Source organism: Streptomyces sp. NPDC001002, from assembly GCF_053599215.1.
Genome location: NZ_JBSFLV010000010.1, coordinates 1 through 20,048 on the forward strand (window position 1 = coordinate 1; position 20,048 = coordinate 20,048).

Below are 20,048 nucleotides of genomic sequence, written 5' to 3' on the forward strand. Positions count from 1 at the left end.
GCCTTCGCGTCGCTTCATCTGCGCCGCACGCTCGCCCTGTTCGCGCTCGGCCTCGTGCACGCCGTGCTGCTCTTCCCCGGCGACATCCTGATGACTCAAACGCCGGAGGGGCTTAATGAGCTGCCTTCAAGGCCAGCCACAGCTCCATTCTCACGTCCGGGTCGTCCAGGGAGCGGCCCAGGATTTCCTCCACTCTCCGCATGCGATAGCGCAGCGTATGGCGGTGGACGCCCAGGTCGGCCGCTGCCGCGTCCCATTGGCCGTGGCGGGAGAGCCAGGCGCGAAGGGAGGCGACCAGGTCGCCGCGGCCGGTCGCGTCGTGTTCGTGGAGGGGGCGGAGAAGGCCGTCGGCGAAAGCCTTCACCGCGTCGTCCGCCAAGAGCGGCAACACCGATCCCGCCGCCAGTTGTTCGTGTTCCACCGCGATCCGGCCCCGGCGTCTCGCCACCGACAGTGCCTGTTCGGCCTGTTTGTACGCCGCTGTCGCCGCGATCGGGCCCACCGGGGCCGACACACCCACGACCGGTTCGGGCTCGTCGGCGTCGGTCTGCTCTCCCACCGCGCCCGTCCGTGCCGCCTCCAGTGCCGACGTGTACTCCCTGCACGCGGCCACCGCGGCGCCCTCGTCCGCGGCCAGGACGACCAGGCGCCCGCCCTCCGGCACCACCAGTACCGACTCGCCCGCGCGGGCGGCCGCGGACTCCACGGCCTCCGCGAGGGCCGCCGACGCCGCCGCGGATTCGGCCACGACGATGCGGAAGGGGGCGTCGAGGAGGGTGCCGTAGAGGTCGCCGGCGACCGTGCGGGCGTGGTCCGGTTCGCCGGCCAGGAGCAGGCGCAGGACCGCCGCGTCGATGCGCTGTTCGGCGTCCTGGAGGGAGCGGGAGCGTTCCGTGGTGAGGGTGAGGAGGGCGATGGCCGAGTGCACTGCGTAGCGTTCCGCAGTGCCCAAGGCCGCCGCCGTGCCGACCGCCAGGGCCGCTCGCGGTCTGCGGCCGGTGCCGAGCGAGTGCAGCTCCACCCGGTCCTCGTTCTCCGGGCCGCCCACCACCGAGGACGCGGGGGCCGGGCGCTCGCGCAGTCGCTCCACGTCCGGCGTGAGGCGTCCGGCCCGGCGGCCCGCCCACTCCGGTGCGGCGGCGACCACGGCGCCCGAGGCGTCGTAGAGCGCCGCCCAGCCGTCCACCTGGCCGGCGAGCGCGGCGAGCAGCCCCTCGGGGCCGTTGGTCAGGGTCTGTCGGGTCAGTTCGCGCTGGGCGGCGAAGCCGGCCGTGACCGCGCGATACTGGTCGGCCGCGATGGCCGCGGAGACCGCCTTGCTGATGGCGAGGAAGGGGGTGCGGCGCGGGACTTCGAGGAGGGGCAGGCCCTCCTTCTCCGCCGCGTCGACCAGGGCCTCGGGGATGTCCTCGTAGTTGACGCCCACGGCGAAGCCGAGTCCGACCACGCCCGCCTCCGACAGCCGCTTCACGTACCGGCGCATCGCCTCCGGGTCCTCCGCGTCCAGCTTCAGCGCGGTGATCAGGAGGAGCTCGCCGCCCTCCATGTAGGGCACCGGGTCGGCCAGCTCGCTGGCGTGCACCCAGCGGACCGGCACGTCCAGACGGTCCTCGCCCGCGCGCACGGTCAGCTTGAGCGCGGAGTGGTGGACGAGCGAGGCGAGGGTGGGGCGCATGGGGCCTTCAGGTCGGCGGGAGAACGGAGGGCTGAGAGATCGGATGACCGGCGCTGATCATTTGGCCGCTTCGTATGAACGACCTCTACCGATTCTGCCTCACCGTCCGGTCCCGCCGCCCGCCTCAGCTCCGGAGGTCCACCAGGAGCGGTGGCGCGTGTTCGCCCTTCACGTTGGTCAGGGACAGGACGGCGTGGCCTGCCGGTACGCCGTGGGCGAGTTCGGACGCCGACCAGCGCTCCCGTTCGACCTGGCGGACGGTGACCGCTCGCTGGGTCGGGGCCTTGCCGGTGATCACGCGGCGGACCATGTGCAGGGCCTTGCCCGCGGGGGTCTCGGCGATGATCTGGCGGTCGGTGACGTCCCGTGCCTCGGTCCACTCCTTGCCCCAGACCTCGGCGAAGTCCTGCCCGTCCCACGGGGTGAGCCCGGCGAGTGCCATCCGGCAGCCTGCGGCGCCGAGCAGGGGGCTGCGCAGGGGCCTGGGTACGTCGTCCAGGGTGCGCAGGGTGAGGACGACGCCGGCGTTCGCCGACCGCAGCCGCTGGATGCCGCGGATGGCCTCCGGGGTCACCACGCCCGACGCGTCGTCCAGCACCAGACAGGCGAACAGCGACCGGTCCTCCCGCGCCGACACGCTCGCCGTGAACTGCGCGAGCACCAGCCGCGCCAGCATCCGCGAGGCGTCCGCGTGCCCGCGCTCGGGCAGGTCGATGCGGACCCGTACGGGGTGGTCGAGCGCCTTGAGCGAGAACGGCCGCGTCTGCCCGGACGTGTCGAAGAACCCGGCGAAGGCGGGCCGGTCCAGCAGCGCCACCCGGTCCGCGAGCACCGGCGCCACATCGCCGGGATGCGCCAACTGCCGCTCCCGCGCGTCCAGTTCGCGGATCAGCGACTCCTGGCCCGAGCCCTGCAGCGCCTTGCGCAGGGTGTCCAGCGGGCCGGGCGCGCCGTCCAGCAGCTGCCGCAGCTCCGGCACGGAAGGGAAGCGGCCGTGCACGGCCCGGAAGGGGCCGAGGAGTTGGGCCAGGACGGTCGTGGAGCGCCGGCTGTCGTTGCCCGGGTGCGGATCGGCGAGGTCCCCGACCAGCGCCTCGGCGAGCACGGCCGCGGCCTCGTCCGGGTCCGCGGTGCCGCCGTACAGGTCCAGGTCGTAGACGGATTCCGGATTCCCGATCCGTACGACGACGTCGTACGCGTCGACCGGTCCGAGCCCCGCGCCCGCCGCACCGACCACGACCACCGCGGCGCGGCCGGCCAGCGCGTGCAGGCAGAGCGACTCGGCGAGCGGGCGGACCAGGGTGCCGGTCTTGCCCGAGCCTGCCGGTCCGACGGCGAGCAGCGAGGTGCCGAGCAGGTCGGGGTCGAGGCCGAGGCCGGCGCCGCGGTAGGCGTAGGGGTTGCGGGGGTCGTCGGCGGTGGTGCCGAGCCGTACCTGGCCGGTCAGCAGGTCGTGGCGGGCCAGCCGGGCCGGCAGGTCGCGTTCGCCGGAGGGGTGCAGACAGGCGGCGGAGCCGTCCTTGAGTACGGCGCCGGTGAAGGCGGCGAGGGTGTGCCGGCCGCTGCGTACGCCCTGCCAGGCCCGGGTGATCCGGGCGTGGTCGACGTCCCGCATCAGCCCCGACCGCGCCTCGGTCGTGAGCCGCTCGGCGGCGTCCACGGCCCCGGCGGCCCGCAGCTGGGGCCATTCGGCGGGGTCCTGCTCGGGGGCCGGGGGGCGTTCGGTGCGGGGGGTCGCGGAGCGGTTCCAGGCGGGCGGGCCGTAGCGGCGCCAGATCTCGGCCCAGCGGCCCAGCCGGCCCACGCCGATCATGATGATCAGGGCGATCAGCACGTAGTAGGCGTAGACGACCACGACGGAGGCGAAGCTGTGGGGCGAGGCCCAGGAGTCCGGGATCATCGCGTAGAGCGGGAGCAGCCACCAGCCGCCGACGTAGCCGTTCCACAGCAGCGACCAGATCAGCCAGCCGACCAGGAACGCGATCAGCGCGCCGCTGATGAGCTGGCGGCCCGGGATCCGCTCGGGTTCCTCCTCGGGCCGCGGCCGGTGTCCGAACCGCCACACGCCGGGCAGCGCCTCGGGGCGCGCGGTCCGCAGCCAGGTCAGGAAGGCCGAGCCGTCCGGGCGCGGTGGCGCGCCGGGGGCGTCGGCCGGCCGCGGCGGGATCCGGGGCGGCCCCGCCGGGCGCGGCACGGGATTCGCCTGCGTACCCCGTGTGTCCTGCGTCCCGTCGCTGTCCATCGCTCTCGCTTCCTGACCAGCCGTTCCGTCCACCTTCAGCGGTCAATCTAACGCGCCCGCAAGGGGAGTTCACCGATTGCGGGGCCGGTCCGCCGCGCCGCTCCCGGAGCGGGCCATGTCCACGGTGGACAACCGGCGGCGCCGAAAACGCCCACATGGAGCATGCCCACCCCCCGTGCCCCGCCCTAGCCTGCGAGAAAAGGGAAAGACCACAGCCGAAGCCAACAGTCCGTATGGCCGTAATACCCCCAGGAGCGCCTCATGACCGCACTTCCGCAGGAGCGCCGCGTAGTCACCGCCATCCCCGGCCCGAAGTCGCAGGAACTGCAGGCCCGCCGGCTCGCCGCGGTCGCGCAGGGCGTGGGCTCGGTGCTGCCCGTCTTCACCGTGCGGGCGAGCGGCGGGATCCTTGAGGACGTCGACGGGAACCGGCTGATCGACTTCGGTTCCGGCATCGCGGTGACCTCCGTCGGCGCCTCCGCCGAGGCCGTCGTACGGCGGGCGAGCGCGCAGCTGGCCGACTTCACCCACACCTGCTTCATGGTCACGCCCTACGAGGGGTACGTGGAGGTCGCGGAGGCGCTGGCCGAGCTGACCCCCGGTGACCACGCCAAGAAGTCGGCGCTGTTCAACTCGGGCGCCGAGGCCGTCGAGAACGCCGTCAAGATCGCGCGGGCGTACACCAAGCGGCAGGCCGTGGTCGTGTTCGACCACGGGTACCACGGGCGTACGAACCTGACGATGGCGCTGACCTCGAAGAACATGCCGTACAAGAACGGCTTCGGGCCGTTCGCGCCCGAGGTCTACCGGGTGCCGGTGGCGTACGGCTACCGCTGGCCGACCGGGGCCGAGAACGCCGGCCCCGAGGCGGCCGCGCAGGCCATCGACCAGATCAGCAAGCAGATCGGCGCGGACAACGTCGCCGCGATCATCATCGAGCCGGTGCTCGGCGAGGGCGGCTTCATCGAGCCGGCCAAGGGCTTCCTGCCGGCGCTGAGCAAGTTCGCCGCCGACAACGGCATCGTCTTCGTCGCCGACGAGATCCAGTCCGGCTTCTGCCGTACCGGCCAGTGGTTCGCGTGCGAGGACGAGGGCATCGTGCCCGACCTGATCACCACGGCGAAGGGCATCGCGGGCGGGCTCCCGCTCGCCGCCGTCACCGGCCGCGCCGAGATCATGGACGCCGCGCACTCCGGCGGCCTGGGCGGCACCTACGGCGGCAACCCGGTGGCCTGCGCCGGTGCGCTCGGTGCCATCGAGACGATGAAGGAGCTGGACCTCAACGCCCGGGCCAAGCACATCGAGGCGGTCATGAAGCCGCGCCTGGCCGCGATGGCGGAGAAGTTCGACATCATCGGCGACGTGCGCGGGCGCGGCGCGATGATCGCCGTGGAACTCGTCAAGGACCGGACGACCAAGGAGCCGAACCCGGAGGCGACCGCGGCCCTGGCCAAGGCCTGTCACCAGGAAGGTCTCGTGGTCCTGACCTGTGGCACCTACGGCAACGTGCTCCGCTTCCTGCCCCCGCTGGTCATCGGCGAGGACCTGCTGAACGAGGGCCTCGACATCATCGAGCAGGCCTTCACCCGCATCTAGGGACGCACGGGAGATGCCCAGCGGCAGAGCGTGTGAAGAAGGTGTGCGAGGTGCATGGCGGGACTCGATTCCGTCTGTCTTCGCTCACTCCACTGCCGTAGGTTCTTTCCAGATGAGAGATACACCCCGCCCACAGGGGACTGTGGGCGATTTCAGGCCGGGGCCTCCCCAGCTTCGACCTGGTCGTGCCCTCGCGCACACACCCGGAGCCTCCGGCTCCGGATCTCCTCACCGATCGGACAGTCGCCCGCCCCAAACCCCCCGGGGTGGGCGTCGATCCGATCCGGACGGCCACCCCGGAACCACCCCCCCTGTTCCGGGGTGGCCGACCTCCTCTCTCTCCTTCGCACTTCTCCTCGGGCTTCCCGCCCTCCTCTTCGCGCTGTTCACCTGGCAGGTCGTGGCCGACGGCCCCCTGCTCCGCGCGGACGAACGGATCAGCCGGGCCCTCGTCCATCCGGACCGCGCCTCCGAGCTACTCGCCGACCTCGGCAACTTCCAGATCGCGGTCCCCGTGCTCGCCGTCGCCTTGATCTACGTCGCCTTGCGAGGCCGCGCCACAGGTGTGGACCGCTGGTGGCTGCCGCCGCTCGCCGGAGCCGTCCTGATGGTGCTGGTCCCGGTGCTGGTCGTCCCTCTCAAGGAGCTGATCGACCGCCCCGGGACCCCGGCCGTGCCGCCCGCCACCGGCTACTACCCGTCCGGCCACACGGCGACGGCGATGATCGCCTACGGCACCGCGGCCCTGCTCCTCCTCCCCTGGCTCCGCTCGGCGAACGCCCGCCGGGCGGTGGTCGTCGCAGCCACCGTCCTCAACCTCGCCGTCGCCTTCGGTCTGGTCCGCCGGGGCTACCACTGGCCACTGGACGTGGTGGCCAGTTGGTGCCTCGGCACGATCCTGCTGACTGTCCTGGTCCTGGTGCTCGGTTCGCTCAGGGGAAGTACGCGTCGAAGTTCCGCTGGAACTCCCAGTTCGAGAACCGGTCCCAGTTGACCGACCAGGTCATCAGGCCGCGCAGGGCGGGCCAGGTGCCGTGGGTGGTGTACGAGCCGCAGTTGGTCTTCTTGGTCAGGCAGTCCAGGGACTTGGTGACCTCGGACGGGGAGACGTAGCCGTTGCCCGCGTTCGTCGACGCCGGCATGCCGATGGCTATCTGGTCGGGGCGCAGGGCCGGGAAGACGTTGTTCGCGTCGCCCGCCACCGGGAAGCCCGTGAGCAGCATGTCGGTCATGGCGATGTGGAAGTCGGCGCCGCCCATCGAGTGGTACTGGTTGTCGAGGCCCATGATCGGGCCCGAGTTGTAGTCCTGGACATGCAGCAGGGTGAGGTCGTCGCGCAGGGCGTAGATGACCGGGAGGTACGCGCCGCAGCGCGGGTCCTGGCCGCCCCACTTGCCGGTGCCGTAGAACTGGTAGCCCATCTGCACGAAGAAGGTCTCCGGCGCCATCGACAGCACGAACTTGGCGCCGTACTTGGCCTTCAGGGTCTTCAGGGCCGAGATCAGGTTGACGATCACCGGAGTTGTCGGGTTCTTGAAGTCCGTGTCGCTCGCGTTCAGGGAGAGCGAGTGGCCCTCGAAGTCGATGTCCAGGCCGTCCAGGCCGTAGGTGTCGATGATGTTCGAGACGGACGAGACGAAGGTGTCCCTGGCTGCTGTCGTGGTGAGTTGGACCTGGCCGTTCGCGCCGCCGATCGAGATCAGCACCTTCTTGCCCGCCGCCTGCTTGGCCTTGATCGCCGCCTTGAAGTCGGCGTCCGATTCGACGTTCGCGCACTCCGTCACCGGGCAGCGGTTGAAGCGGATGTCGCCCGAGGTGGTGGAGGTCGGCTCGCCGAAGGCCAGGTCGATGACGTCCCAGCTGGCGGGCACGTCGGCCAGGCGCGTGTAGCCGGCGCCGTTGGCGAAGCTCGCGTGGAGGTAGCCGACCAGGGCATGAGTGGGCAGGTCGCCCGAGCCACCGCCTGAGCCCGCGGTGGTCGTGGCGGTCACCGCTGCCGACTTCGCCGACTCGCCGGCGTCGTTGCTCGCGGTGACCTGGAAGCTGTACGCCGTGGACGCGGACAGGCCGCTCACGGTGGCCGAAGTGTCGGTCGCCGTCTGGACCTTGGTGCCGTTCCGGTAGATCGAGTAGCTGGTGGCGCCGGTGGCCGCCGTCCAGGACAGGGCGACGGAGGACGAGGTGATCGTGCCGGTCCTGAGGCCGGTCGGGGCGGCGGGCGGCTGGCCGGTGCTGCCGCCGGGGCCGATGAGGGAGATGTCGTCGGCGTAGTAGGCCCCGGTGCCGTACCAACCATGGGTGTAGAGAGTGACCTTGGTGGTGGCGGCGCCGGTGGTGAAGGTCGTGGTGAGCTTCTGCCAGTCGGGGGCGGACTGGGTCCAGGTGGAGACGTCGGTGGTGCCGGTGCCGTTCGCACCGAGATAGACGTAGGAGCCGCGGACATAACCACTCAGCGTGTACTGGGAGTTCGGCTGGACGGTCACCGTCTGCGCACACTGGGCGTAGTCGCTGCCGGCCGGGGTTGCCTGCAGCGCGGAACTCCCGCTGTGCACGGGCGAGTTCACCGTCGTGGCGGCCGAACAGGTCCAGCTGTCGAGGCCGGACTCGAAGCCTCCGTTCTTCGCCAGGTCCGCGTCGGCCGCACGGGCGGCCGACGAGAGCGCGGTGATTCCGGGCACGGCCAGCAGGGTGGCCGTGAGCAGGGCGAGGAAGGGTCTGAAGCGGTCCACAAGTGCCTCCGGGCATGGGGGAATTGGAGGGGTGGAGCGCGCTCAATTTGGTCCAGACCAATCCTGTTGTCAAGACCTTCTGCCGCTACCCGCCTTCATCGCCTCCTGTCATCGCCCGTCCCGGGCGGCTGCCGTCATCGCCCGTCGTCATCGGTCGCCAGCCCGGCCGCCGCTTCGTGCATGGCGAGTTCGAGCAGGGCCGGATCGGTGAGCGTGCCCGAGCCGTCCGGTGGGACCAGCCAGCGGACTCCTCCGGTGGAGCGGCCCGGATACGGCACGACGATCCAGGTACCGGCGCCCGCCGTACGGATGCCGGTGCCGAGCCAGCGCGCGGCCGTCCCGGGCGGCACGAAGAACCCCATCCGGTTGTCGCCGAAGTCGACGAGCACAGGCCCGGGTTGGTCCAGCACCCGGGTGAGCACGTCGAGCGTGGGATAGCCGAGCTCGCCCGGCAGGATCAGTACGTCCCACGCCTTGCCGGCGGGCAGCAGGGCCACCCCCAGCGGATTGCGTTCCCATTCCCAGCGGCAAGCCTCGGGGTCGGGTGCCACCGATGCCAGCCAGTCGACCGCCGTCTTCGCCCCAGTCATGAGACGACCTCCCTCTGTGTCGTGGACGCTGGTCGCGTCACGAGAGAGAGGGAGGTCTTGCGGGGAGCATTACGCGGGTTCCGGCACCCCGTTGGAGTGAACCGGATCACACCTCGCGAAAGCGGCGTTCAGCTGTCGAAGCCCAGGCCGAAGCGGTCCATCGTCCGCAGCCACAGGTTGCGCCGGCCGTCGTGCGAATCGGCTCGGGCCAGCGACCACTTGGTGAGGGCGATGCCCGTCCAGGCGAACGGCTCGGGCGGAAACGGCAGCGGCTTCCTGCGGACCATCTCCAGGCGGGTCCGCTCGGTGTCCTCGTCGTCCAGCAGGTCGAGCATCACGTCGGCGCCGAAGCGGGTGGCGCCGACGCCGAGGCCCGTGTACCCGGCCGCGTACGCCACGTTCCCCCGGTGCGCGGTGCCGAAGAACGCCGAGAAGCGCGAGCAGGTGTCGATCGCGCCGCCCCACGCGTGCGAGAAGCGGACGCCCTCCAACTGCGGGAAGCAGGTGAAGAAATGCCCCGCGAGCTTCGCGTACGTCTCCGGGCGGTCGTCGTACTCCCGGCGCACCCGGCCGCCGTACGGGTAGATCGCGTCGTAACCGCCCCACAGGATCCGGTTGTCGGCGGAGAGCCGGAAGTAGTGGAACTGGTTCGCCGAATCACCGAGACCCTGACGGTTCTTCCAGCCGATCGACGCCAACTGCTCGTCGCTGAGCGGCTCGGTCATCAGCGCGTAGTCGTAGACCGGGACGGTGTACGCCCGTACGCGCTTGACCAGGTTGGGGAAGATGTTGGTGCCGAGCGCGACCTTGCGGGCCCGGACCGAGCCGTAGGGGGTGCGTACGGCCATGCCGGCGCCGTACGGCTTCAGGGCGAGGGCGGGAGTGTGCTCGTAGACGCGGACGCCGAGCCGGACGCAGGCCTGCTTCAACCCCCAGGCCAGCTTCGCGGGGTGGAGCATCGCCACGCCCCCGCGGTCCCAGAGGCCGGCCTGGAAGGTCGGTGAGTCGACTTGTTGCCGTACCGCTTCGGCGTCCAGGAACTCGACGCCCTCGGCGAGACCGGCCCGCTCCATCTCCTCGTACCAGTCGCGCAGTTCGGCCGCCTGGTACGGCTCGGTCGCCACGTCGATCTCGCCGGTGCGCTCGAAGTCGCAGTCGATGCCGTGCCGGGCGACCGCGCTCTCGATCTCGTCGAGGTTGCGGGCGCCCAGCTTCTCCAGCTTGTGGATCTCCTCGGGCCAGCGGGCGAGGCCGTTGGGCAGGCCGTGGGTGAGGGAGGCGGCGCAGAAGCCGCCGTTGCGGCCCGAGGCGGCCCAGCCCACCTCGCGGCCTTCCAGCAGGACGACATCCCGTCGCGGATCGCGCTCCTTGGCGATGAGCGCGGTCCACAGTCCGCTGTATCCGCCGCCGACGACCAGCAGATCGCAGGTCTCGGCGCCGGTGAGCGCGGGCTCGGGGTGGGGCTTGCCGGGATCTTCGAGCCAGTACGGGACCGGCTGTGCGTCGGAGAGTGACTTCGTCCACTTGCTCATGGCGCTCGGGGCCATGATTTCAACTCCCTACAGCGGCTTTGCGTTTACGCCTTTTGCCTGTTGCGGCGATTTCCGAGAACCATGGAGAACAGCACCAACAGTACGGCGACCAGGAACATCGCCGTGCCGATGACATTGATCTGTACGGGTGTTCCGCGCTGTGCCGAACCCCAGACGAACATGGGGAAGGTGACGGTCGAGCCCGCGTTGAAATTGGTGATGATGAAATCGTCGAAGGAGAGCGCGAAGGAAAGCAGCGCGCCCGCGGCGATTCCGGGGGCCGCAATGGGCAGGGTGACGCGCAGGAAGGTCTGCGCCGGGCCGGCGTAGAGGTCCTGGGCGGCCTGCTCCAGGCGCGGGTCCATCGACATCACGCGCGCCTTGACGGCGACGACGACGAAGCTGAGGCAGAACATGATGTGTGCGATCAGGATCGTCCAGAAGCCCAGCGGCGCACCGAGGTTGAGGAACAGGGTGAGCAGCGAGGCGGCCATGACGACCTCGGGCATCGCCATCGGCAGGAAGATCAGCGAGTTCACGGAGCCGCGCGCGCGGAAGCGGTAGCGGACCAGCGCGAAGGCGATCATCGTGCCGAGCGCGGTCGCGCCGACGGTCGCCCAGAAGGCGATCTGGAGGCTGAGCGAGAGCGAGCCGCACATGTCGGCGACCCCGCACGGGTCCTTCCAGGCGTCGAAGGAGAACTGCTGCCATTCGTAATTGAAGCGCCCCTTCGGTTTGTTGAAGGAGAACACCGTGACGACGACGTTCGGCAGCAGCAGATAACCGAGGGTCAGAAGTCCCGCGATGACGACGAGATGGCGCTTGAGCCAGGTGACGACGGGCATTTAGACCAGATCCTCCGTCCCGGACCTGCGGATGTAGATGGTGACCATGAGGAGAATCGCCGCCATGAGGATGAAGGAGAGGGCCGCGGCCGTCGGATAGTCCAGGATCCGCAGGAACTGCGTCTGGATGACGTTTCCGATCATGCGGGTGTCGGTGGAGCCGAGGAGTTCGGCGTTCACATAGTCGCCGGCCGCCGGGATGAACGTCAGCAGCGTCCCGGAGACCACACCCGGCATCGACAGCGGGAAGGTCACCTTGCGGAAGGTCGTGAAGGGCTTCGCGTACAGATCACCGGCCGCCTCGTGCAGCCGCCCGTCGATGCGTTCCAGCGAGGTGTAGAGCGGCAGCACCATGAACGGCAGGAAGTTGTACGTCAGTCCGCAGACCACGGCGAGCGGGGTGGCCAGCACGCGGTCGCCGGAGGTCCAGCCGAGCCAGCTGGTGACGTCCAGGATGTGCAGCGTGTTGAGGGCGCCGACGACCGGGCCGCTGTCCGCGAGGATCGTCTTCCAGGCGAGGGTGCGGATCAGGAAGCTGGTGAAGAAGGGCGCGATCACCAGGATCATGATCAGGTTCCGCCAGCGGCCCGCGCGGAAGGCGATCAGATACGCCAGCGGATAGCCGAGCAGCAGACACAGCACGGTCGCGGCGGCGGCGTAGAGGACCGAGCGCAGGAACTGCGGCCAGTACTCGCTCAGCGCGTCCCAGTAGGTCGCGAAGTGCCAGGTGACCTTGTAGCCGTCCTCCAGGGAGCCCGTCTGCACGGAGGTGGAGGCCTGGTAGATCATCGGCAGCGCGAAGAAGACCACCAGCCAGAGCAGACCGGGCAGCAGCAGCCAGTACGGCGTCCAGCGGCCCCGCTTGCGCGGCGGCTTCTTCTCGGGGGCCGGCGCCAGAGGTGGCGCCTCGGTGGCTGCGGCCATCAGGCGGCCTCCTCCTCGATGTCGACGCCGGCGTCGATGTCCTGGGCCGCGTCGAGGCCGAAGGTGTGGGCCGGGTTCCAGTGCAGGACGACCTCGGCGCCGGGCCGCAGCCGGGCGTCGCGGTCGATGTTCTGGGCGTAGACCTCGAACTCGGGGCAGACCGGGCTGTCGATGACGTACTGCGTGGAGACGCCGATGAAGCTGGAGTCGACGATCTTGCCGGTGATGCGGTTGCGGCCCTCGGGGATCTCGCCTGCCTCGTCGGCGTGGGTGAGGGAGATCTTCTCGGGGCGTACGCCGACCAGCACCTTGCCGCCGGTGGTGGTCGGCGCCGAACAGCGCGCCTCGGGCAGCACCAGCTTGCCGCCGCCCGCCTTGAGGACGATGTCGTCGCCGCTCTTGGTGTCGACCTCGGCCTCGATCAGGTTGGACGTGCCGAGGAAGTTGGCGACGAACGTGGTGTTGGGGTTCTCGTACAGGTCGGTGGGCGAGCCGAGTTGCTCGACGCGGCCCGCGTTCATCACGGCGACCGTGTCGGCCATGGTCATGGCCTCCTCCTGGTCGTGCGTGACGTGCACGAAGGTGATGCCGACCTCGGTCTGGATGCGCTTGAGCTCCAGCTGCATCTGGCGGCGCAGCTTGAGGTCGAGGGCGCCGAGGGGCTCGTCGAGCAGGAGCACCTTCGGGGTGTTGATCAGCGCGCGGGCCACGGCGACGCGCTGCTGCTGGCCGCCGGAGAGCTGGTGGGGCTTCTTCCGTGCCTGCTCGCCGAGTTGGACCAGGTCGAGCATGTCCTCGACCTGCTTCTTCACCGACTTGATGCCGCGCCGGCGCAGGCCGAAGGCGACGTTCTCGAAGATGTCGAGGTGCGGGAAGAGGGCGTAGGACTGGAAGACGGTGTTCACCGGCCGCTTGTAGGGCGGCAGATGGGTCACCTCCTGGTCGCCCAGGAACACGGTCCCGCTGCTCGGCTCCTCCAGGCCCGCGATCATCCTGAGGGTGGTGGTCTTGCCGCAGCCGGAGGCGCCGAGCAGGGCGAAGAAGGAGCCCTGCGGCACGGTCAGGTCCAGCGGGTGGACGGCGGTGAAGGCGCCGTAGGTCTTGCTGATTCCGGAGAGGCGGACGTCGCCGCTGTTGTCCGTGGTGTTCATGGTCGTCACGCCCCTGTGAGCTTCGCGAACTTCTCTTCGTAGGCCGTCTCTTCCTTCGCGCTCAGTGAGCGGAAGGCATGGGACTTGGCGGCCATGGCCTGGTCGGGAATGATCAGCGGGTTCTCGGCCGCCGACTTGTCGATCTTCGCCAGATAGGGCTTCACGCCGTCGACGGGCGTCACGTAGTTGATGTAGGCGGCGAGGTCGGCGGCCTGCTGGGGCTCGTAGTAGAAGTCGATGAGCCGCTCGGCGTTCGTCTTGTGGCGCGCCTTGTTGGGGATCAGCATGTTGTCGGTCGACGTCATGTAGCCGCTGTCCGGGATGACGAAGTCGACGTCCGGGCTGTCCGCCTTGAGCTGGACCACGTCACCGGCCCAGGCGATACAGGCCGCGAAGTCGCCCTTGGTGAGGTCGGACGTGTAGTCGTTGCCGGTGAAGCGGCGGATCTGGCCCTTGTCGACGGCCTTCTGGATGCGGGCGACCACCGCGTCGAAGTCGTCGTCGGTGAACTTCGCCGGGTCCTTGCCCATGTCCAGCAGCGTCATCCCGATGCTGTCGCGCATCTCCGACAGGAAGCCCACCCTGCCCTTGAGCTTGGGGTTGTCCAGCAGATCGGAGACCGACTTCACCTCGACGCCGTCGAGCGCCTTCTTGTTGTAGGCGATGACGGTGGAGATGCCCTGCCATACGTAGGAGTAGGCGCGGCCCGGGTCCCAGTCCGGGTTGCGGAACTGGGCCGACAAGTTGGCGTAGGCGTGCGGAAGATGGGACGGGTCCAGTTTCTGGACCCACCCCAGACGGATCAGGCGGGCGGCCAGCCAGTCGGTGAGGACGATGATGTCGCGGCCGGTGTCCTGGCCCGCGGCGAGCTGCGGCTTGATCTTGCCGAAGAACTCGTTGTTGTCGTTGATGTCCTCGGTGTACTTGACCGTGATGCCGGTCCGTTTGCGGAACGCGTCCAGCGTCGGGTGGTGCTTGCCGCTGTCGTCCACGTCGATGTACTCGGTCCAGTTGGAGAAGTTGACGGTCTTCTCCGTGGCCGAGTGGTCGTCGGCGGACACGCCGCCCTGGGTCTTGCCGGCCGCGGGGATCCCGCAGGCGCTCAGTGCGCCGACGCCGCCGAGCGCGAGCGCGCCGCCCGCGGAGGCGCGCAGCAGCGAACGGCGGGTGAGGGCGGCCCTCCCGTTGCGGAAGCTGCGCCGCATGGCGGCCACCTGGGCCGGGGAGAGGCGTTCGGGCTCGTACTGCTCCATGCGCTTGCTGCCCTTTCAGGAGGGACGAGGTTGAGGCCGTGGTCGGCGGCCGGTCTTCCCGCCCGGCGGTAGCCGGAGATGAACTACAGCCGGTCCCCGAAGATCGTGCGGTGCCAGTCCTTCCTGGCCACCGCGGTGTTGTCGAACATCACGTGCTTGATCTGGGTGTACTCCTCGAAGGAGTACGCCGACATGTCCTTGCCGAAGCCGGATGCCTTGTATCCACCGTGCGGCATCTCGCTGATGATCGGGATGTGATCGTTGATCCACACGCAGCCCGCCTTGATGTCGCGGGTGGCGCGGTTGGCCCGGTAGACGTCGCGGCTCCAGGCGGAGGCGGCGAGGCCGTACGGGGTGTCGTTGGCGAGCGCGATGCCCTCGTCGTCGGTGTCGAAGGGCAGGACCACCAGGACCGGGCCGAAGATCTCGGACTGGACGACCTCGCTGTCCTGGGCCGCGTCGGCGATCAGGGTGGGCCGGTAGTAGGCGCCCTTCTCCAGCTCCCCGCCGGGCGCCTCGCCGCCGGTCACCACGCGCGCGTAGGCACGCGCCCGGTCGACGAAACCGGCGACGCGGTCGCGCTGGACGTGCGAGATGAGCGGGCCGAGGTCGGTGCCCCCGGCGAAGGGGTCGCCGAGCCGGACGGTCTCCATCAGGGCGGCCGTCCTCTCGACGAACGCCTCGTAGAGGGGGCGCTGCACGTACGCGCGCGTGGCGGCGGTGCAGTCCTGGCCTGTGTTGATGAGCGCGCCCGCGACCGCGCCGTTGGCGGCGGCCTCCAGGTCGGCGTCGTCGAACACGACGAAGGGCGCTTTGCCGCCGAGCTCCAGGTGCAGGCGCTTGACGGTGGCCGTCGCGATCTCGGCGACGCGCTTGCCGACGGCGGTGGAGCCCGTGAAGGACGTCATCACCACGTCGGGGTGGCCGACCAGGTGCTCGCCCGCCTCCTTGCCCGTGCCGGTGACGATGTTGACGACTCCGTCCGGGATGCCGGCGTCGGTGACGGCCTGGGCGAACAGGAGTGAGGTCAGCGGGGTCAGCTCGGCGGGCTTGAGGACGATCGTGTTGCCCGCGGCGATCGCCGGGAGGATCTTCCAGGCGGCCATCTGGAGCGGGTAGTTCCAGGGCGCGATGGAGCCGACGACACCGATGGGCTCGCGACGGACGTACGAGGTGTGGTCGCCGGAGTACTCGCCGGCGGACTGGCCCTGGAGGTGCCGTGCGGCGCCGGCGAAGAAGGAGGTGTTGTCGATCGTGCCCGGCACGTCGAACTCGCGGGACAGCTTCAGCGGCTTGCCGCACTGGAGGGATTCGGCGCGGGCGAAATCCTCGGCGCGGTCGGCGAGCACGGCGGCGAGCCGATGCAGGGCGTCGGAGCGGTCGCCGGGGGTGGCCGCGGACCAGGCGGGGAACGCCTCGCGGGCGGCGGCGACGGCCGCGTCCACGTCCTCCGGGCCGGCCAGCTCGTAGGTGAGGACCTCCTCGCCGGTCGACGGGTCGACGACGGTGTGCGTACGGCCGGAGGTGCCCTTGGTCAGGCGGCCGGCGATGTACTGGGCGCCGTCCGCGAAGCGGTCCTGCGCCGGGAATCGGTCCGGGGTGGCATTGCCCGGCTTGTGCATGTCGCTCTCCTCCGCCGGAGCCCCTCGGTCGCGGGGGCGGGTGGCGTAGCTCCAGCTCGATTTGAGTGCCGATCCTGACAGAGCAAAGGGCGTCCAACAAGTGATTCCGTTGTTGCCTTTTGGTTACGCGACGGAATCTGTCGACCAGGTGTCGAGTGACCACGGGAAAGGGCGGACGGAATGTCAGTGGTGGCTGCCAGACTCGCGTGCATGGGACGGATCACGGGGACGATCGATTCACAGGAAACGCTGGTCAAGGCGGTCCGTGCGGGGGCGAAGATCAAGTACCTGCACTTCTGGGGGCACCGGCCGCGGGCGGACGGTCGGGTCGGTTCGAGCTGTCTGAGCCAGTGGTGGCCGGCGCCGTTCACGGTGGACGGGGTGGAGTACGGCACGGCCGAGCACTGGATGATGGCGCGGAAAGCGCGGCTGTTCGGGGACGCGGAGGCGGAGCGGCGCGTCCTGGACGCGGGGCATCCCTCGCTCGCCAAGAAGGCGGGACGGCTGGTGCGCGGCTTCGACGAGGCGACATGGGCGCGGGAGCGGTTCGGGATCGTGGTCGAGGGCAGCGTCCACAAGTTCGCGGCGCACGCGGATCTACAGGAGTACCTGCTGACCACGGGTGACCGTGTGCTGGTCGAGGCGAGTCCCGTGGACCGGGTCTGGGGCATCGGCCTCGCGGCGGACGACCCCGCGGCCCAGGATCCGCAGCGGTGGCGGGGGCCGAACCTGCTGGGCTTCGCGCTGATGGAGGCGCGGGAGCAGCTTCGGGAGGCGAGCGATGAGGGTGGCGGGGGTGACGGGGACGGGGAGTAGCGGAACCGGCGGAGGTCAGCCCTGGGTCAGCAGAGGGGCCGAGATGCCGGGGGCCGAGTCGTAGTAGGAGCCGTCGTCCGTGCTGCTGCTGTCGTCGTCGTTCACGGCGATCACGATTCCGACGATCACCAGGGCGATCGTGGCGAGGCCGAGGACGATCCCGATGATCCCCGTGATGAGGCCGGACTGCGCCTGGCCGCGATTGGTGGCCTCGCCGCGTTCGGCTCGGCGCTTGCCCTTGACGGCGAAGACCACGGCGAGGACGCCGAGGATGACGGAGAGGATGCCGTACACGCAGAAGAGGCAGCAGGACAGGATGCCCAGCACCATGGCGGCGGTGCCCATGCCGTTCTGCGGGGGCGGCTGCATGCCGGGCCAGCCGTAGCCCTGCGGGTAAGCGGGGTAGCCGTAGCCGCCGGGGCCCTGCGGGGCGGGGCCGGTCGGGGCGAACGGCGGGGGCGGCACGGCGGAGTCGGACCAGCCGGGCGGGGGCGTGCCGGGAGCGCCGTAGGTGGGGGCGCCGAAACCGGGGGCGGCCTGACCAGGGGCGCCGGTGCCCTGGCCGGGCGGGGCGAAGCCGTCGGACGGCAGGGCCGCCATCGTGGCCTGGTCGTGCACGGACGGCGGCTGCGGGTACGCCTGCGGCGGCGGATACGCGGACGGCGGGGGCGACTGGGGCTGCTCGCCGGGCCCGGGGCGGGCGCCCTTGTCCAGCGACGTCTTCTCCTCGGGCGGCGGTGCCCACGGGTCGCGTTCCGCGCCCGTTCCCCCGCCCGGCTGTGTCCCGTCCACCACGTTCCCGTCCCCCTCGATCGATCGCCAGGCCATGGTAAAGCCTGCCGCTGAACAGCTCACCGGCCGGTTGGCCGCCCAGGCCTTCGGCCGACCCGCGGCGCGGCCGGTCGCCCGACCCGCGGCCCGCCCAGCCGCGTGACCCGTCGCCCGCGGCCCGTGGCCCGTCGCCCACGGCCCGTGGCCCGATCGAGCTCTGCCGCAGCCCCGCCGCACCACCGTCCGCGCCCGCCGCCGGGTTCACCGCCGGTTCGCGGTTCTGCCCGCCGCCCTGTTCGTCGCCCTGCCCCCGCCCTGTTCGTCGCCCGGCCCGTGGCCCGGTCGCCCAGCACCCCGTCGGTCCCTCGCCTCGTCCGAACCGACCTCACGTCCCGTTCGCCCCCGGCCTACGATGATCCCTGAACCATCGATCAGCCGATCACCCGCGTCCCGTGAGGCCGAGTCGCCCTGGGGCGCCGTTTTGGGGAGGAACCCCTTGACCGACCACCTCGACGCGTCCGTCGCCCCGCGTGAGCTGCACGCCTTCATCGCCGGGCTGCCCAAGGCCGAACTGCACGTGCATCACGTGGGCTCCGCCTCCCCGCGCATCGTCTCGGAACTGGCCGCACGGCACCCCGACTCCCAGGTGCCCACCGATGCCGAGGCACTCGTCGACTACTTCACGTTCACGGACTTCGCGCACTTCATCGACGTGTATCTGTCCGTCGTGGATCTGATCCGGACCCCGGAGGACGTGCGGCTGCTGACCTACGAGGTGGCACGCGAGCTGGCCCGGCAGCAGGTGCGGTACGCCGAGCTGACCATCACGCCGTACTCCTCGACCCGCCGCGGGATCGACGAGCGGGCCTTCATGGACGCGATCGAGGACGCCCGCAAGGCGGCCGAGGCCGAGTTCGGGACCGTGCTGCGGTGGTGCTTCGACATTCCCGGCGAGGCGGGCCTTGAGGCCGCGGAGGAGACCGTGCGGCTGGCCACCGACGACCGGCTGCGCCCGGAGGGCCTCGTGTCGTTCGGGCTCGGCGGGCCCGAGATCGGCGTACCGCGGCCGCAGTTCAAGCCCTACTTCGACCGGGCGATCGCCGCCGGGCTGCGGTCGGTGCCGCACGCCGGCGAGACCACGGGACCGGAGACGGTGTGGGACGCGCTGACGTATCTGCGCGCGGAGCGCATCGGGCACGGGACGAGCTCGGCCCAGGACCCGAAGCTGCTCGCGCACCTGGCCGAGCAGCGGATCGCGCTGGAGGTGTGCCCGACCTCCAACATCGCCACGCGCGCGGTCCGCACCCTCGACGAGCACCCGATCAAGGAGTTCGTGGCCGCCGGGGTCGTCGTCACGATCAACTCCGACGACCCGCCGATGTTCGGCACCGACCTGAACAACGAGTACGCGGTCGCCGCCCGGCTGCTCGACCTCGACGAGCGGGGGCTCGCGGAGCTGGCGAAGAACGCCGTCGACGTCTCCTTCCTCGACGCGCCCGGCAAGGCGCGGATCCGTGCGGAGATCGACACCTTCACCACGGCGTGGCTCGCCCCCTGAGTCACGGAGTCACCACAATGGGGTCCATGCAGAAGGTGACCGCAGTCGCCCATCGCGGCGACCCCTACCGTGCCCGTGAGAACACCACCGACTCGCTGCGTTCCGCGTTCCGAATGGGCGCGGACGCGGTCGAGTTCGACGTACGGCTGACCAAGGACGACGTCCCCGTGCTGTTGCACGACGACACGCTGAAACGGCTGTGGGAGCACGACCGGCCGATCAGGTCGCTGTCGGCCGACGAGGTGCGGGGGCTCACGGACGGCGGGATCCCGACCCTCGCGGAGGCGCTGGCCGCGACCGAGGGCCGCCGGGTCATGGTCGACCTGCCCGGCGACCCGGAGCTGCCGGCCGTGCGGCGGATCGTGGACGTCGTGCGCGAGAGCGGCGCGGCGGACCGGGCGTACTACACCGCGGACGCCCCCGCGATGCTCGCCGTCCGGGCCGCCGACCCGGCCGCCGAGATCGCGCTGACCTGGAAGTCGCTGGCGCCCCCGCGGCCCGCGCTGCTGGAGGCGGTGCGCCCGCGCTGGCTCAACTACCGCTTCGCGCTGGTGGATCGGGACCTCGCGACCTACGTCCACCGCTCCGGCTACCTGCTCTCCGTCTGGACCCCCGACACCCGCCGCTCGATGCGCCGCCTGCTCGACTTCGGCGTCGACTCCATCACCACCAACCGCGTCGACGTCCTGCACGCCCTGCGTGACGGCGACAACGAAAGTGACAGCAACGGCGGCTGAGACACCC

Annotated in this window: 16 protein-coding genes; 5 read left to right on the plus strand and 11 right to left on the minus strand. The window is 70.6% G+C overall.

The features are described 5' to 3' along the window. Positions 1-112: 112 nt before the first annotated feature. Both ACWDR3_RS07560 and ACWDR3_RS07565 read right to left on the minus strand, forming a co-directional pair. Positions 113-1,675, minus strand: a complete 1,563-nt coding sequence (locus tag ACWDR3_RS07560) for a PucR family transcriptional regulator (RefSeq protein ID WP_450351529.1) — start codon at positions 1,673-1,675, stop codon at positions 113-115. 124 nt (positions 1,676-1,799) lie between these two features. After that, on the minus strand, positions 1,800-3,917 hold the full coding sequence (locus ACWDR3_RS07565) for an ATP-binding protein (RefSeq protein WP_450351530.1): 2,118 nt from the start codon (positions 3,915-3,917) through the stop codon (positions 1,800-1,802). Between the two features lie 261 nt (positions 3,918-4,178). On the opposite strand from ACWDR3_RS07565, the gene gabT reads away from it, so the two are divergent. Both gabT and ACWDR3_RS07575 read left to right on the plus strand, forming a co-directional pair. Further along, complete coding sequence (gene gabT, locus ACWDR3_RS07570) at positions 4,179-5,513, plus strand: 4-aminobutyrate--2-oxoglutarate transaminase (RefSeq protein WP_450351531.1); 1,335 nt, start codon at positions 4,179-4,181, stop codon at positions 5,511-5,513. 142 nt (positions 5,514-5,655) lie between these two features. Continuing rightward, complete coding sequence (locus ACWDR3_RS07575) at positions 5,656-6,507, plus strand: phosphatase PAP2 family protein (protein WP_450351532.1); 852 nt, start codon at positions 5,656-5,658, stop codon at positions 6,505-6,507. Here the strand turns inward: ACWDR3_RS07575 and ACWDR3_RS07580 are convergent. From ACWDR3_RS07580 to ACWDR3_RS07615, 8 genes are all read right to left on the minus strand, one after another. Further along, positions 6,446-8,242, minus strand: a complete 1,797-nt coding sequence (locus ACWDR3_RS07580; RefSeq protein WP_450351533.1) for a chitinase — start codon at positions 8,240-8,242, stop codon at positions 6,446-6,448. The two genes, ACWDR3_RS07575 and ACWDR3_RS07580, sit on opposite strands and share 62 nt — an antisense overlap. Positions 8,243-8,376: 134 nt before the next feature. Next, positions 8,377-8,832 (minus strand): hypothetical protein, encoded by a 456-nt coding sequence (locus ACWDR3_RS07585; RefSeq protein WP_123997387.1) that lies wholly within the window; start codon positions 8,830-8,832, stop codon positions 8,377-8,379. A gap of 128 nt (positions 8,833-8,960) precedes the next feature. Beyond that, the gene (locus tag ACWDR3_RS07590; protein ID WP_450351534.1) at positions 8,961-10,379 is read right to left on the minus strand and encodes an NAD(P)/FAD-dependent oxidoreductase; all 1,419 of its coding nucleotides are present in this window, start codon (positions 10,377-10,379) and stop codon (positions 8,961-8,963) included. 29 nt (positions 10,380-10,408) lie between these two features. After that, positions 10,409-11,209 (minus strand): ABC transporter permease, encoded by an 801-nt coding sequence (locus tag ACWDR3_RS07595; RefSeq protein WP_123997389.1) that lies wholly within the window; start codon positions 11,207-11,209, stop codon positions 10,409-10,411. Further along, a complete protein-coding gene (locus ACWDR3_RS07600; RefSeq protein ID WP_450351535.1) occupies positions 11,210-12,133 on the minus strand; it encodes an ABC transporter permease in 924 nt (307 codons plus the stop codon). Beyond that, positions 12,133-13,293: an ABC transporter ATP-binding protein gene (locus ACWDR3_RS07605; RefSeq protein ID WP_401722965.1), complete on the minus strand. Its 1,161-nt coding sequence runs from the start codon at positions 13,291-13,293 to the stop codon at positions 12,133-12,135. Before ACWDR3_RS07605 ends, ACWDR3_RS07600 begins: the two co-directional genes overlap by 1 nt. Further along, positions 13,290-14,537 carry a polyamine ABC transporter substrate-binding protein gene (locus ACWDR3_RS07610; RefSeq protein ID WP_450351536.1) on the minus strand — a complete coding sequence of 416 codons (1,248 nt, stop codon included), beginning with the start codon at positions 14,535-14,537 and terminating at the stop codon, positions 13,290-13,292. The genes ACWDR3_RS07605 and ACWDR3_RS07610 overlap by 4 nt, the downstream gene beginning before the upstream one ends. Before the next feature lie 83 nt (positions 14,538-14,620). Beyond that, the gene (locus tag ACWDR3_RS07615; protein ID WP_450351537.1) at positions 14,621-16,159 is read right to left on the minus strand and encodes a gamma-aminobutyraldehyde dehydrogenase; all 1,539 of its coding nucleotides are present in this window, start codon (positions 16,157-16,159) and stop codon (positions 14,621-14,623) included. Positions 16,160-16,369: 210 nt separating this feature from the next. Here ACWDR3_RS07615 and ACWDR3_RS07620 point away from each other — a divergent pair, with 210 nt between their 5' ends. Continuing rightward, a complete protein-coding gene (locus tag ACWDR3_RS07620; RefSeq protein ID WP_450351538.1) occupies positions 16,370-16,975 on the plus strand; it encodes an NADAR family protein in 606 nt (201 codons plus the stop codon). Between the two features lie 15 nt (positions 16,976-16,990). Here ACWDR3_RS07620 and ACWDR3_RS07625 read toward each other — a convergent pair whose 3' ends face one another. Beyond that, positions 16,991-17,803, minus strand: a complete 813-nt coding sequence (locus ACWDR3_RS07625) for a DUF4190 domain-containing protein (RefSeq protein WP_450351539.1) — start codon at positions 17,801-17,803, stop codon at positions 16,991-16,993. Between the two features lie 439 nt (positions 17,804-18,242). Between ACWDR3_RS07625 and ACWDR3_RS07630 the strand changes: the two genes are divergently transcribed. Together ACWDR3_RS07630 and ACWDR3_RS07635 are read left to right on the plus strand one after the other, a co-directional pair. Continuing rightward, positions 18,243-19,304 carry an adenosine deaminase gene (locus ACWDR3_RS07630; RefSeq protein ID WP_450351540.1) on the plus strand — a complete coding sequence of 354 codons (1,062 nt, stop codon included), beginning with the start codon at positions 18,243-18,245 and terminating at the stop codon, positions 19,302-19,304. A 26-nt stretch (positions 19,305-19,330) separates the two neighbouring features. Next, complete coding sequence (locus ACWDR3_RS07635; RefSeq protein ID WP_450351541.1) at positions 19,331-20,041, plus strand: glycerophosphodiester phosphodiesterase; 711 nt, start codon at positions 19,331-19,333, stop codon at positions 20,039-20,041. Positions 20,042-20,048: the final 7 nt, after the last annotated feature.

Excerpts from the sequence above, each read along its gene's own strand:
- ACWDR3_RS07560 (WP_450351529.1), bottom strand. The coding sequence starts at position 1,675 with ATGCGCCCCACCCTCGCCTCGCTCGTCCACCACTCCGCGCTCAAGCTG.
- ACWDR3_RS07565 (WP_450351530.1), bottom strand. The coding sequence starts at position 3,917 with ATGGACAGCGACGGGACGCAGGACACACGGGGTACGCAGGCGAATCCC.
- gabT (WP_450351531.1), top strand. The coding sequence starts at position 4,179 with ATGACCGCACTTCCGCAGGAGCGCCGCGTAGTCACCGCCATCCCCGGC.
- ACWDR3_RS07585 (WP_123997387.1), bottom strand. The coding sequence starts at position 8,832 with ATGACTGGGGCGAAGACGGCGGTCGACTGGCTGGCATCGGTGGCACCC.
- ACWDR3_RS07590 (WP_450351534.1), bottom strand. The coding sequence starts at position 10,379 with ATGGCCCCGAGCGCCATGAGCAAGTGGACGAAGTCACTCTCCGACGCA.
- ACWDR3_RS07595 (WP_123997389.1), bottom strand. The coding sequence starts at position 11,209 with ATGCCCGTCGTCACCTGGCTCAAGCGCCATCTCGTCGTCATCGCGGGA.
- ACWDR3_RS07600 (WP_450351535.1), bottom strand. The coding sequence starts at position 12,133 with ATGGCCGCAGCCACCGAGGCGCCACCTCTGGCGCCGGCCCCCGAGAAG.
- ACWDR3_RS07610 (WP_450351536.1), bottom strand. The coding sequence starts at position 14,537 with ATGGAGCAGTACGAGCCCGAACGCCTCTCCCCGGCCCAGGTGGCCGCC.
- ACWDR3_RS07615 (WP_450351537.1), bottom strand. The coding sequence starts at position 16,159 with ATGCACAAGCCGGGCAATGCCACCCCGGACCGATTCCCGGCGCAGGAC.
- ACWDR3_RS07620 (WP_450351538.1), top strand. The coding sequence starts at position 16,370 with ATGGGACGGATCACGGGGACGATCGATTCACAGGAAACGCTGGTCAAG.
- ACWDR3_RS07625 (WP_450351539.1), bottom strand. The coding sequence starts at position 17,803 with ATGGCCTGGCGATCGATCGAGGGGGACGGGAACGTGGTGGACGGGACA.
- ACWDR3_RS07635 (WP_450351541.1), top strand. The coding sequence starts at position 19,331 with ATGCAGAAGGTGACCGCAGTCGCCCATCGCGGCGACCCCTACCGTGCC.